This is a genomic window from Shewanella sp. TC10 (assembly GCF_009663145.1).
Classification (GTDB): Bacteria; Pseudomonadota; Gammaproteobacteria; order Enterobacterales; family Shewanellaceae; genus Shewanella.
The window spans coordinates 18,043-33,445 of the sequence record NZ_VKHR01000059.1; the positions used below are offsets into that span (position 1 = coordinate 18,043).

The following is a 15,403-nucleotide window of genomic DNA, read 5'->3' on the forward strand; positions in this document are numbered from 1 at the left end:
TACCGAGCCTAAGCTCGGTATTTTATTGGTTAAATTAGCTCAATTTAGAACTTGTATTTAACACCTACTTTTAACTGCCAAGCTGACTTATTGATGTCATAAGTATTTTGGTTAGCTGTTTCGATACCATCTTGACCATAAGGTACAGAATAAGTGTAAACACCCGTATCTGGGTTGTAGTTATGGTCAACTAAGATTTTGCTACCAAATGATTGATACTCAACAACACCCCAATCATCATTCATTAGGTTAAGCACGTTTTTCACGTCAAAGTATAAGATACCTTTATGGTCTTCTAGGAAACCAGGTAATTCTTGAGTGAAACGGAAATCTAACTGGTGAACCCAAGGTTGGTTATCAGAACCTTTACCTGCGATACCACCAGCATATTTACCTAAACCAATTTCATCAATCGCTGCTTTAAACTCTTCATAGGTTAAACCGCCTGCATACTCAACATTGGCATCGTCTGCACCTGTTGGGATGTATGGAAGGTAAGAATCTGAGTAAGCAAATGAACCTTGGTCACCGAAACCACGGTCATTATGCGAACCTAGTACCCAAGTCATTGGGCGACCTTCGCGTGCTTCATAGAACATGTTGAAGCTAGAGTTATAACCTGCGATGAATTCAACATCATAGCCTAGGCTTGCAGTGAAACGATGTGGTGTTTCATAGTAACCAGGACCAATAGTCGTTCCGTTACGATCTGCACCCACAGAAGTGTATTGGTAGTTAGACGTTGCAGTTGAAGATGAACCTTGGTTACCTTCATCTACTGAGTTAAATGCGTAACCTAGACGCATGTTAAGACCCATGTCCCAGTTTTTCTGTAAGCTGAAACTTAACGTTTGGCTCTTACCGTCTTCTTCTGCATTAGTTAGCATTAGATCGTAACGTTCAGTGTTTCCACCAGCACCATTGTTAGCTAATGGATCCCATGTTTCATAAATCACACGGCCTGTTGAGTCAGTTTTTAATTCGCGACGAGCCAAATCAACCCAAGCAACATCATTTTCTTTTTGAATGTATAAGAACTCACCACCGAAGAACCAATCTTGACCTAAGGCACCGAAGTCCCAAGTACTGTCAAAACCGATGCTTGCACGCCAATCTGAAGGAAGCTCAAAGTTAGGATCTAATGAGTTAGTGTTACCATCTCCGCCCACTAAACCATCTTGTGCGCCACTTGGTACATCACCAAAGTCAGGTGTTCCCCAAGCGTCATTCCAACCATCGTTGTAGCTTAATAAGCTGTTACCATCGTTTGAGAAGCTGTTAGACATCCAAACTGTTGGGTAACCACCACTGTAACGGCCAACGCCACCACGAATAGTCACATCATCAGATAGAACGTAAGTTAAGCCAACACGTGGTAAGAAAATGTCTTTGCCGTCCATTGTGCCATTATTAGCAAAGCCATAACGATCAACGAAGTTTTGGTTTAATGCTGGAGAATCTGACATGCTGATGGTTTCGTAGCGAATACCGTATGTCATTTCTAAATCTGAATTGATTTCCCAAGTATCTTCAACGAACAGTGCTAACGTATCCATGTTGAAGCTAGCTGCAACATCATTAGCATTGCCTGATTCAGCATTTTGATAACGGAAACGGTCAACGATACCATTTTCAAAATCAGCAATTGAATCGAAATCCCAAGAACCCATAGTGTCTTGAGCGAATAAGTTAAATACTTCAATGCTATTGTACTGGAAACCAAAGCCAATATTATGCTCATCTAAGTAATAATCACCAACAAAACGTAACTCTAAGTTTTGGTTGTTTAATTCATTTGACTGACGTGAGCGTTCAGTACCGAAGTTAACATCGCCATTTTCAGTACGAACATTGACTTGGCCAATACCGATGTTTTCAACTGGGTTAGAATTACTTGTCGTATCTTTATAAGCAACTTTGATTTCTGTAGTAAATGAATCAGTCCAGTCACTGTATACAGTCGCTGCGTATGATTCTAACTCTTCTTCTTTATCGTACCAGTAGCTTGATAAATTTAATGAAGATTCATCATCAGATACTTTATTAGTTTGGTTACCCACAGTGCTCTGGTAAGTAAAAGAAGCACGGTGTTCGTCATTAATGTTCCAATCTAATTTAGCTAAGATTTTTTCATCTTTTTCTTGTGGAGTAGCACTGTAAGTACCTAGGTTATCTAGGCCATAAACACTATTAGCAATGCTGTTAATTTGGTCCATTTCTGCTGAAGTAACACGTGAATCATTAGCAAAACCTGCACCAGCTGGGCCCCACTCTGCAGCTTGTGGCGCATCGTAGTTTTCATATGAACCAAAGAAGAATAAAGTGTCTTTAATCAGTGGGAAACCAACCGTGCCACCAAAAGTAGTTTCTTCAAAGTCTTGCTCTAATTTATCGCCTGTTTCTTGGTCTTTACCGTCGCCAGCCATGCTGTCGTTAGTCGTTTCCCAAAAAACGGTACCTTCTAATTCATTAGTACCTGATTTAGTGACTACGTTAACCTGTGCGCCAGAGAAACCACCAGAACGAGCAGAGAAAGGAGACGTGTTTAATGCAACACTTTCAACCGCGTCAATTGAGATTGGTGAACGCTGAGTTGGGTAACCATTTGAGTTAAGACCGAAATCATCGTTTTGAGAAACACCATCAACAACGAATGTGTTAAAACGTGGGTTAATACCCGCAACACTCATTGAAACGCCATCAGTCCCTACTACTGCCATTGGGTTTTGACGTAAGACATCTTTTAAATCACGGTTAATGCCAGGAGCATTTGCGATATCTTTAGCACCGAAGTCACTATTACCACCTGCACTGCGGAAGTAGTTAGCATTACCTACAACACCGATACGTTCCATATCAGCTGCTGATTGTAATGTACGGTTATAGCGTAAGGTTTCACCAACATTTAGATATAAATCTTGTTCTAAATCATCCGCAAATTCATCTGAATCTACTTTGATGATGTATGGACCACCAACACGTAAACCACGAGCAGCGAACAGACCATCAGCGCCTACTGACACCTCTGTTACAGTACCTGTTGGTTCATGGATGATGGTGATTGTTGCATCTGTTACAGCATTTCCTTGAGGACCAACAATCTGGCCTCGGATGTTTGATGCAGTATCTGCAGCCATGGCTGGTAGAGAAACACCCATAGCAAAGCAAGTCGCTAGCGCTAAGCGACTGATTTTATTGTTTAACATTTTCAGACCCCTGAAATATTTTTATATTTTAATTTGTTTACTAGTTAATCTAGCTTTTAATATGAAGCTGTAGAGTAAAAACTTCAGGGCGGATTTTATAACCAATTTGTTTCAAAATCATGTCATTATTAAACTATTTTCTAACAACTATCACAGTAATCATGTCATCTTTGTTTCACACTTTTAACCAAACCCTTACAGCTATTGGGCTGGAGCCTGTGTTGTCACAAAAAATTAATAAAAAAAAGATACTATAAAAATTTTCAAATCCATCGGTTTGATCACATCACGCGAAGAGTCAAAGTGGCTGAATCGACAAAGGAATAATAATGAAACCAGCAGTAATTTTATTGGGTGCATCTGTTGCACTCACAAGCCTTATTAGCCAGCCTGTTCATGCTTGGGGGCAGAATGGCCACCGCATTATTGGTGAGTTAGCACAAAATAACCTTTCATCTACTGCGCAAGAAAAAATCCAGCAAATCACTCAAGGTGAATCATTAGCGCAGATGTCGACTTGGCCAGATGAAATTCGCTCTGATAAAAATTGGCATCACGCATCCCCTTGGCACTATGTGTCTATCGCTGATGATGAAACTTGGGAAACAGTAGAAAGAAACCCTAATGGCGATATCATTGAAAGCCTGAAGCGATTTGAAAAGGTGTTAAAAGATCCAAAGGTCAGCGATAAAGAAAAGCGCGATGCGTTAGCTTTTTATGTCCATTTCGTCGGTGACATTCACCAACCATTGCATGTTGGCCATAGCCACGACCACGGCGGTAATAAAGTAAAACTGAAATGGTTTGGTGATGACACTAACTTGCATACAGTATGGGATAGCAAGATTGTTGATCATAAACAGCTGAGCTACACCGAATATACCAAATTCATTGAGCGTATCTCGGATAAAGACATTAAAAGCTGGGTAGGTAAGAGCTATTATGACTGGGCAAATGAGTCAAAAGAGCTACGTGAAGCCACGTATAACCTAGAGAAAAATCGCGACGGTCAACCAGATTTACGTTGGCAATATATTTTTGACCACACGCCAACAGTTGAATTACGTTTGCAACAAGCTGGTATTCGCTTAGCGGACAAACTGAATATCATCTTTGCTAAATAGATTCTATCACATTGTAAATACATCGATTTTATCTTACTAAGTCGATTGATTATCAATAACATCAGCTAAATATAAACCCACATTATCAATAGATATGTGGGTTTATTATTTATCTAGCCATCCCTACAGCATCAACTTCATCTTTATCCAGTTTTTCACAGAGCAGCAAGATATCTATCGCAACTTCTTCTTTAAACTGCAGTAATAATGACTTAAAAACGTCATCAAATTGTCATTCAGTATATTGTTCTTCTTGGGTTACAAAAATTCAAATAAACAGTAATTAAGTGAACTCAGTTGCTCATAAAACGAAAAAGGGAGCCATGTGGCTCCCTTTGCTTTCTCACTTAATCATTTGGGTTATATCTACATCCTTGTGGAGCGATGAATCGCTACTTGATAATGTATTAAGTGATATTAACGCTCAAATACGTGGAACTTATCGATACCGAACGACTTACCTTCTGCATGACAAGTTGCACAAGATTCTTGTGGCACTGCTTCATACCAAACTGGCACTTCATCTACCTTAGCGTCAATTTCACCACCATTTTGTTCCATATGGTGCAATGCAGAAGCTGAATCATGACAGGCATAACAGTTAGCCGTAATTGGGCTCGCCATTATGTTAGTATCTGGGCCGCCTTCTTCATTGACGCCTAAAGTTTTAGCACGCATGTATTGGTTAGGTATTGCATATAAATCAATACCTTCAGCATGACAAGATACACAGTTTTCAGCATTGAGTTCAGCTGATGAATTATACAGATAGCCATCTTCATCGGAACCTACAATTGTTTGCGAAGCGCCCCAATGCATTGCATGGATCATTGGACCAAACGCTGGACCACTCTTCGCCATCCAACCTTCACCGCCATATGATGCATTGACAGTGTAGCCAGCATCTATTCTTGCTTGCTGACTAGCAAATTCAGAACCTTCAAGACTAATGTGTCGAGAGCTCATTCTGTTTTGGCCATTGTTATGACAGGCGACACAATCGTAACCACCTTGGCTGTAACCACCATTTTTGTGATAGTTAGTCTCATCATTGTGACACGTACTACAACTATCAGCTGTGACAGCATGGCGACGATCATAATCAGTCACTACTGAATCAGCAATTCTGAATACTGGTGAGTAACTTGTGAAAGTAACACCGTCATATGATGGGTCATCACCATGAGCGAATGTTAATCGTGAGCTCGCCATAATTTGTGCGGCATTAATAGCAAAACTTGATGCGTCATAACACATGGTTTTAGAACCATCACCTTTGAAGCTCGTTGCATACGAGTTTGTTTCACGGCCAACAATAGACTTATTGTTATATCCATGCATATAACCACCTGCATAGCTTACTGTTCCATCAGCATACAAAGGTTCAATATCTAGCATAGTTTCGCCTTGATAAAGGCTAAGATCTGTACAGTATTCACCTAAGTCATTCACATAGATGTCTGAAAGCACTGTAGAGTGCTCGGCTCTTGCAGCTTGTCTTTCTGCTAAGCCAATATTTGTAGCCTGTGCATGGAAAGCGCGCGCATCAAAATCTGAGTTAGGCACAATAATTGAGGTGGCAGAATCGACAGTATGACAATCGGTACAACCGTTACCTGCAATACTGGTGTTGATTACAGGCTCAGCATGACAGGTATAACAGTTAGTTGGCGCGAAATCTTGTTCGAATTTCTGGTGATTAACGTGGCCAATCTTTTGCAGTGTATTAGTAGCATAACCACCGTCTTCTTCAGCGCGAGACACATTGTTATGGCACACTAAACAACCTGCAACAAAATCAGCATCACCATCAAGATTAATAGCAGTGTATGAAGGATGTTTCATACTCGAAGTCGCGTAATCAACATGACAGCTATAACAAGTTTCAGTGGTCGTTGTATGAATCATTTCAGGCTTATCAACCACAATCGCAGCTGAACGAGCAATTTCAGACTCACCGCCACCAACACGTAACCAAACAATCCCTTCAGATGCAGCAGTAACAGCTGGCATCGGCGCAATTAGCTCATAATGTCCATTACCTAACGCTGTTAATTCTGCGCCGTCTTCTTTGGTGGTATCAGTGTAACCTCCGATTTTACCATCGCGATTTAACACGATACCTTTATCTGTTAATTCAGCAAATTTGGCTTCTGCTTTCATCAAGCCATCAACTAACACACCATCCTCGTTAGTGACTTCAAATTCGTAGCGAACTTGGCCCTCTTCAATGGCATGAGCTATCACATTCACATGTGTCACTTCAGCAACTTCAGTCACTGGTGGATTAGGTCCTGGGCCAGGTGCACCATCTTCACCGTCTGCTCCGTCTTTGCCATCATCAGCACAACCTGCAATCCCCATTGCAGCTGCAACAACAAAGGCTAATCTGCGTTTCGTAAAATGTTTCATCATCACTCCGAATAGTTTAAATACTACTTTGTAGGTAAAACCTAGACTGCATAGTAGGGATTTCAGTCTTTGGCTGGAGTGACTAAGTTCACGAAAATTTGGTGGTAAAAGCGTTGAAAACAGCCTTTATATTAGATATTTGAATGAGTTCAGAATGGGCTTATCTAGATTTAAAGTATCAAAAATTCAATAACTAAATAGCTAGCCTACTTTTTAAGCAAGTGTATCAAATTGAATAAATGGCAGACTATTTAGCCAATGACCTCAATAGTTTATAAATAAAAATCTGAGCAACTCTCTAACGACAAATAAAGAAAAAGCCACTATTTATTCAATAGTGGCTTTTCTAAAGGATTCTGCAGCCCGGTTGCAGGGGAGAGCTGCAGAAACCTATTTACTTTTACGTTTTAAACTTACTCTTACAGACTTAGCTTAACGTTCAAAGTTGTGGTACATGTCGATACCGAAAGACTTACCAGTATCATGACACGTTGCACAAGACTCTGCAGTTCCTTCAGTGAACCATTTATCGGTAGTTGGAACGTTAAATTCACCACCATTTTGTTCCATATGGTTCAATGCTGAATCTGAATCATGACATGCAAAACAGTTTGCAGTGATTGGGCTAGTCATTACGCCTGCATCACCATTGTTAAACGCTTTTGAAAGCATATATTGATTAGGTACATCAGCTAGGCTTACACCATCAGCATGACAAGACACACAGTTATCAGCATTCAAGCTTGCTGCAGAGTTAACTACATTCTCACCAGTCTCTTCATCAGTCTTAGCACCTGAAAGCGCATTACCGATACCCCAGTGCATGCTATGAACCATAGGTCCGAAGCCTGGAGCTGATAAAGCACCTTTACGATCTTGGCCGTTGTTATGACACGCAACACAATCTAAGCCACCATCACGGTATCCACCATTTTTATGGTAGTTAGTATCGTTGTTGTGACAAGTCGTACAGCTATCTTCAGTTACTGCGTGACGACGCCCCCAATCTTGTACTTTTTCAAAGTTAATTGGGTCAACGACTTCACTGTAACCAGTGAAAGATACGCCGAATTCACCATCACTGTCTTCCCAGTTAGTATCTGCGATAGTGATACGTGAACTTGCTGACAAGTTAGCATCTTCAAAGCCATCTGTTAGCTCGCCGTAACAAACAGAGCGAGAACCATCTTCATTTTCAATGTAACCTTCTGCGCCATGAGAAATCACACGAGCCACAATAGAATCATTGTGGTAGTTGTTGATGTAAGCACCACCATAAGTCACTTCATGGGCTTCATACATTTCACCAATATTTAATTGCACAGGTGTTTCACCTGAGTTATCAAATAATGCGATATCAACACAGTAACCTTGAGTCCATGCGACGTCTTTGTGGTCAATCCACTCATCCATAGTTGGATTAAAGTATGGTGCACTTGTTGTGGTGTAATGATTAGCACGAATTTCTTCACGCTCAACTAAACCAATAGAAGATGATTCAGCATGGAAAGCACGCGCATCGAATCCGTCAGCCGGTACGATAATGCCTGACTCACCATTACCATGACAGTCACTACAACCATTACCTGCAATGCTTGTATTAATCACAGGTTCTGCGTGACAGGTGTAACAGTTAGTTGGGGTGAAATCTTTTTCAAATTTTTGGTGATTGATATGACCCATAGCTTGCATAGTTAGCTTAGCATAACCACCTGTATCTAAAGACTCACCATTTTCATCGACATCACGTGCTACGTTGTTATGACAAACTAAACAGCTGCCGACAAAATCAACATTGCCATCTACATCTTCTAACACATAGTAGTTATGGCGAATATCTGAAGTCGCAAAATCAACGTGACATGAATAACATGTTTCAGTCGTCGAAGTATGAACTGTTGTTTCAGGTTTTTGTAGAAGTAGACCTGCTGCTGCAATTGGACCTGGATCACGTCTTAAATCACCAATAGTCAAACGAACAATAGCATCAGTATCTGCTTGAACCGCTGCCATTGGCGCAACAAACTCATAATTGCCGTTATCAAGCAGCGTTAACGTTGCTCCTTCGGTCTCAAGGTCTGCCGAGCCACCAACACTGCCATCACGAGCGCGTTGCATGCCTTTGTCAGTTACTGCGGCGAGGTACATAGATACGCCAACCTCTTCAAGACCATTAATAATCAGTCCATCTTCATCGGTAGCATTGAATTCAACTACCACTTGGCCTTCTTCAATCATATGGCTGATATAATTGATATCAGTAGATTCAGAAACTTCTACTACTGGCGGTGTAGGACTCGTGCCTGGTTCTCCAGGTGCGCCATCTTCACCATCTGCTCCGTCTTTACCATCATCAGCACAACCTGCAATCCCCATTGCGGCTGCGACAAAGAAAGCTAATCTTCTTTTTGTTAAATGCTTCATCATCATCACTCCGATTTTCTTGTTTTACTACTTTTTAGGTACGCCTCATTTTTATACTAGACGTTTCTATTTCCTGAAATAGTGATAATGGTCACAGCCAATCTTAAATTAAGCTTAAAAAGGGGTCTTTCTGGCAGAAGTTTGATTTAGATCTAAATAAATACAATGATGCCTAGCAGTTAACATTTACAACAAAACACAAACCAGCCTCACTCAAAAAAGCTACAGGCGCAAACTAATGTAATTCACATAAATTGCTATTTTTCATCATGTTAGATTTCTATAGTTCAAAGCTTATTTCATATTCTGAAAAACCTCATCTCAATAAATAACTGTTCTGCATTTGAAATTAATTGGGGAATTAAAATAAGCAATAAAAAAGCCACTCATGAAGAGTGGCTTTTTAAGTTAATGTTGCTATTGCATAAACGGGTTAAGAAAACCTTGCAGGGTCAATAACCTTACCCATTCATTTAGCAGGCTAAATTAACGCTCGAAGTTATGGAACTTGTCGATACCGAATGACTTACCGGTGTCATGACATGTTGCACAAGATTCAGCAGTACCTTCAGTGTACCAAGTACCAGCTGCAGCAGGAACATTTAGCTCACCGCCATTTTGTTCCATGTGGCTTAGCGCTGACGCACTGTCGTGACAAGCATAACAGTTAGCTGTTACTGGGCTAGTCATCACACCAGAAGTTCCGCCATTAAATGCTTTAGAAAGCATGTACTGGTTAGGGATTTCTGCTAGTGAGATACCTTCAGCGTGACAAGATACACAGTTATCAGCGTTTAAGCTGTCTGCTGAATTTGGTACGTTGTTACCATCTTCATCTTGTTTAGCACCAGAAAGCTCATTACCGATACCCCAGTGCATGCTGTGAACCATAGGTCCGAAGCCTGGTGCAGAGTTCTTAGCACTACGGTCTTGACCATTGTTATGACAAGCAACACAATCTAAGCCACCTTCAACATAGCTACCGTTTTTGTGGTAGTTAGTTTCGTTGTTGTGACAAGTAGTACAGCTATCAGTAGTCACAGCATGACGACGATCGTATTCTGTTTCTTGTGATAAATCAGCAAGCTCAGTTACTGGCGAGTAGCTAGTGAATGAAACACCGTATTTGCTATCGTCATCGATCCAGTTTCCACCTTTAAAGGTCAAGCGAGAACTTGCCATGATTTGTGGAGTGTTAAGATCTAGCGTTGTGTGACACATGGTTTTAGAACCATCTGCATTGTAGCTCTCTTCGTATGTACGAGACTCACGACCGACAAGAGATTCATTGTGATAGCCATGAATATAACTACTTGCGTAGCTTAATGTACCGTCTGTGTATAGCGCTTCGATATTCAACATTTCTTCACCTTTGTATAGGCTCAGATCTGTACAGTAATCACCAGCAGCATTTTGGTAAATAGCTGATAATGTTGTTGAATGCTCTGCACGAATTGTTTGACGCTCTTCAAGGCCAATGAGTGCTGACTGTGCATGGAATGCACGTGCATCAAAATCACTGTTTGCTTGAACAATTGCCGCTGCTGCAGAATCTGAACTATGACAATCACTACAACCGTTACCCGCGATGCTAGTGTTGATCACTGGCTCAGCGTGACAGGTATAACAGTTAGTTGGTGTAAAGTCTTTTTCAAACTTCTGGTGATTGATGTGACCTAGTTTCTGCATAGTCGCTTTAGCATATCCGCCAGTATCTAAAGAGTTTCCTTCAGAATCGACATCACGTGCTACGTTGTTATGACAAACCATACAACCGCCAACGAAATCTACTTCGCCATCAGTATTTAAAGCAACATAACCGCTATGTCTGATATCTGAAGTCGCGTAATCAACGTGACATGAATAACAGGTTTCAGTTGTTGTTGTGTGAGTCATCTCTGGTTTGTTTACAATAATGTAAGGTGAAGAAGCGATGTTATCTCCGCCACCTACTTGTAAACGAATTAGCCCTTCAGTATCAGCTTGCACAGCTGCCATTGGCGCGACAAATTCGTAGTGACCATCGTCAAGCATAGTTAACGTTGCACCTTCATCGCTTGCAGATGCACTGCCACCAACTGAGCCATCACGAGAACGTTGAATGCCATGGTCAGTTTTTGCAGCTAAATATACTGCAGCATTTTCAAGGCCATTGATTAATGCGTCATCTTCATCTGTAATCACAAACTCAAGTGTCACTTGACCTTCTTCAACCAAATGTGAAATAAATTCTACATTAGTCACTTCAGAAGCTTCTACTACTGGTGGAGTCGGTCCTGGACCTGGTTCACCTGGTGCGCCATCTTCGCCGTCTTTACCATCGCTACCACAGCCTGCAATCCCCATTGCTGCTGCAACAACGAAAGCTAATTTGCATTTCGTTAAGTTTTTCATCATCACTCCAAATGTATTTGATACTACTTTGTAGGTATAACCCGTTTTTAATATTAGACTTTTCTGTATTGTTAAATAGTGACTAGAATCACATGCGCCATGACAAGACGTATATTTTATCGCCTTTATGATAGAACTTTGAACCAGATCTTAATCAACACATTCTTATATAATAAAAAACAAATTTAACAAAAGCTTAAGTTATTGTTTTTATAGAGCTTTTAAAATCTTAAAAATGATTAACATTTTTAAAACCTTCATTTTCAAGCCTTTACATTAAAATTTAAGGTTCGCCTTACGGTTAAACATACTAAGTATAGACAGGGTTAATAATGAGTTAAGGTTATTTTAAGGTTGAAGCGTCAAAAATAATCAATTACTAGTGTAACTGTATGTATCAGATGATTTTTAATTATAATTGAATGCAATATATAATCTTGTGTTAATCATCCCAAATTCAGAATATAAAAAAGCCACTATTACTAGTGGCTTTTTAATTAAAACATCAAACCTTTGAGTTAGTAATGATTTAAGCTAACTCTACCAGTTTATGTTGATGACTATTTAACGCTCAAAAACGTGGAATTTTTCGATACCGAAAGACTTACCTTCAGCATGACAAGTTGCACAAGATTCTGATGTAGGTTGAGTATGCCAATCAGCAGTAACCGGTACGTTTAGCTCACCACCATTTTGTTCCATGTGGCTTTGTGCTTTCTCATCATTATGACAAGCAAAGCAGTTTGCCATAACAGGAGAAGTCATCACACCATCTTCACCGCCATTGAATGCTTTAGACTTAATGTAAGCATTTGGCACTTCGTATAAATCGATACCATCAGCATGACAAGCAACACAGTTTTCAGCATTTAGCTTAGTTGCTGAATTTGGCTCGCCAGTTACAGCATCGCTACCTTCACCCCAGTGCATGCTATGAACCATAGGTCCAAAGCCTGGTGCTGAGCTTTTAGCATTACGATCTTGGCCATTGTTATGACAAGCTATACAACCAATGCCACCTTCATCAAAAGTGCCACCTTTATGGTAATCGCCTTCAGAGTTATGACATGAAGTACAGCTGTCAGCAGTAACGCTATGACGACGATCAAATTCATTTACGAACGCGCCTTCAGCACTGACGATATCTGAATGAGCAGTCATGCTCACTAAGCCATCAAACGTAATACGTGCAGAAGCAAATAACTCAGAACCCGCGAAGTTTTCATCTAAAGTGCCACATAAAGCAATGCTCTCACCTGATGTAGAAACGCTCATAGACGCAGCGCGACCAGTGATTGAAGCTTCGTAGTAACCATGTAAGTAGCTAGATACAGAAACAGTACCTGCATCCACTAGCTCACCTAAATTAAGTTGATTTTCTTCAGCATCGTGAAGAGATACATCGCTACACCACTCTCCTGACTCTTCGCCTTGAACAAAGTAAGGAGCTGATGCTGAAACAACATGCTCTTCCTTCAGTTCTTTACGTTCAGTCATTACAGTGTGGAATTGACGCCAGTCATCACCAGTTTGGTTAAAGCTATTAAATGTCGCTTCAACTTCAGTGTTTGCAACATCTGCTGCATCATGACAATCAATACAAGTCTGCAGGTCATAAACAGTAGTAATCGGGTCTACGTGACAAGTTGTACAGTTAGATACTTCAAAACCAGTTTCAAAACCTTGGTGATTGATATGGCCGATGTTTTGAAAATGAGTGTTAGAACCGCCATCATCACGAGTAACGTGACCGTGACAAGTCATACAACCAGCAACAAAATCAGTTTCGCCTTCTAAATCAACTGCTACACGCGATGGATGTCTGAAACTTGAGGTTGAGTAATCAACGTGACAGGTATAACAAGCTTCTGTTGAAGTTGTCATTGCTGCAACTGGCTTATCAATAACGATGTAATCAGATGTTGCGATTTCACCACCGCCAACTTGGAAACGAATAATGCCTTCAGTGCCAGCAGTTACTGCAGCCATTGGTGCAATAAACTCATAGTTGCCATTTTCAAGCTCAGTTAACGAAGCACCTTCGTCACTTGCTTTTGCTGCGCCGCCAACAGGATTTTCATCGCTGCTATTACTACGCTTGATACCTTGCTCTGTTAAAGCGGCAAGATATAGCTCAGCATCTTCTAAACCAACGATACGAATATCGTCTTCATTGGTAATGCCAAACTCAACCGTTACTTGACCATCTTCAACTGCATGATGGATCACATCTACATTTGTAATTTCTGAAGTTTCAGTCGTTGGAGGGGTTGGTCCTGGACCTGGTTCCCCTGGATTGCCATCTTTACCGTCACTACCACAACCAGCAATCCCCACTGCCGCTGCGATAACAAATGCTAATTTGCATTTCGTTAAATGTTTCATCATCACTCCGTTATTTTTAATACCAACTAATAGGTACTTGCGCGCATATTAGGTATTCCATTTATCGAAATGAGTGATGCCGATCACGTAAGATCTGAAATTTAACAAATCTGATATTGTTTAAATTGAAAACTTGAGCTGTGTCTTGTTTAGGTAAAGCTGATATTAACAAATATAACCTGAATGCTAACTTGAGGGTTATAAACCCACAAACTAAGTGACAAAATGTATCAACCACTAAGACATGTAAATCAACAGCTTTCAAGCACAAAAAAGGCCCTTGCAGGCCTTTATTGGTGGGCATATTTTCAGTAATTAAAGTTCAACCTATACAAGCATTAAGAACAGCAATCTCTTCGCATACTCTTTTTAGGTAACTTATCGTAAATCACTTTTGCCATCAGTATCGCTAAGATAATACCTGAACCTGTAGTGACAAAGTGAGGGAGTAATTCATGCTCCTCACCGATTTGAGGCATCACCACAAATCCAAAGTTTTCTACTAGGTAATTCACTAGTACACCAAAGCTTAACGCCACACCCAACACGCCACCTAAGTAGCCAAACAAGGCACGTTTACCTAACTCTTTAGTGACAACGCCTAAAGTCGCGATATTAGTTGCTGGACCAGCCATCATAAATACCAGCACAGCGCCAGGCGAAACTCCCGCTAATAATAAGCCAGCTGCAATAGGCGTTGAAGCGGTTGCACAGATGTACATTGGTACAGAAATCAGCACCATGACAAACATAGCTAAAATGCCGTCGCCCCATTTAGCCAAGAAGTCACCTGGTACAAATGTTTGCACTAGAGCTGCAAAGAATAAACCCACTAACAGCCATAAGGTTGTGTCTCTAACTAAATCGGTCGCTGCGTACATTAAGCCTGATTTTATTCGTGATAACACTGACTCACTTTTAAGCTCCGTCGCCATATCTTTGGTGGATTCACAGCAGCTTTCAGAAGATTCAGTAGCGAGATCCGGCTTGCTAGAACAACAACTGGTTTTCTCAGTCTTAGCATCGGCTTTATCCACTTTACTAGAGCAACAACTGGCTTTAACAGGCTCAGCTTCAGCTTTATCCACTTTGCTAGAGCAACAGCTAGCTTTAACAAGTTCAGCTTGTGCTTTATCCACTTTGCCAGAACAACAGCTTGATTTAACCGGTTCAGCTTCTGCTTTATCCACTTTGCCAGMGCATATTTTATAACAACGCAGATTGGTGCTATTTGCCTTGCCCTATGGGGCGCAAGCTCGAAAACCATTGCTTCGAAAACCATTGCTACGTTGTAAGCTTTGAAAAGTGAACAACAATTACCTCAGCTTACGCCTTGCATTGTTATCCGAGATTGCGCCTGACAAAGCATCTTGAGGTAACATGGGTATATACCTGAAAATGGAGTAATAGTTCAGATTATCTGCAATAAGCGTACTTATGTTKAGCTTACTCAACATA

The 15,403-nt window shown here is 40.7% G+C and carries 6 protein-coding genes and 1 pseudogene; 1 reads left to right on the top strand and 6 read right to left on the bottom strand.

Annotated features, from left to right (window positions below):
• Positions 1-44 precede the first annotated feature (44 nt).
• Complete coding sequence (locus FNZ24_RS17395; RefSeq protein WP_153916106.1) at positions 45-3,206, bottom strand: TonB-dependent receptor; 3,162 nt, start codon at positions 3,204-3,206, stop codon at positions 45-47.
• A 329-nt stretch (positions 3,207-3,535) separates the two neighbouring features.
• On the opposite strand from FNZ24_RS17395, the gene FNZ24_RS17400 reads away from it, so the two are divergent.
• A complete protein-coding gene (locus tag FNZ24_RS17400) occupies positions 3,536-4,330 on the top strand; it encodes a S1/P1 nuclease (RefSeq protein WP_153916107.1) in 795 nt (264 codons plus the stop codon).
• A gap of 417 nt (positions 4,331-4,747) precedes the next feature.
• Here the strand turns inward: FNZ24_RS17400 and FNZ24_RS17405 are convergent, their stop codons facing one another.
• The 5 genes and pseudogenes from FNZ24_RS17405 to FNZ24_RS17425 form a co-directional block, all read right to left on the bottom strand.
• Positions 4,748-6,742 carry a multiheme c-type cytochrome gene (locus FNZ24_RS17405; RefSeq protein WP_153916108.1) on the bottom strand — a complete coding sequence of 665 codons (1,995 nt, stop codon included), beginning with the start codon at positions 6,740-6,742 and terminating at the stop codon, positions 4,748-4,750.
• 432 nt (positions 6,743-7,174) lie between these two features.
• Positions 7,175-9,166 (bottom strand): multiheme c-type cytochrome, encoded by a 1,992-nt coding sequence (locus tag FNZ24_RS17410; protein WP_153916109.1) that lies wholly within the window; start codon positions 9,164-9,166, stop codon positions 7,175-7,177.
• A 486-nt stretch (positions 9,167-9,652) separates the two neighbouring features.
• Entirely contained in the window at positions 9,653-11,560 is a 1,908-nt protein-coding gene (locus tag FNZ24_RS17415) for a multiheme c-type cytochrome (RefSeq protein ID WP_153916110.1), read from the bottom strand.
• Between the two features lie 564 nt (positions 11,561-12,124).
• Entirely contained in the window at positions 12,125-13,945 is a 1,821-nt protein-coding gene (locus FNZ24_RS17420) for a multiheme c-type cytochrome (protein ID WP_153916111.1), read from the bottom strand.
• Between the two features lie 338 nt (positions 13,946-14,283).
• A pseudogene (locus tag FNZ24_RS17425) lies at positions 14,284-14,910 on the bottom strand (permease); the annotation flags it as partial.
• Positions 14,911-15,403 lie beyond the last annotated feature (493 nt).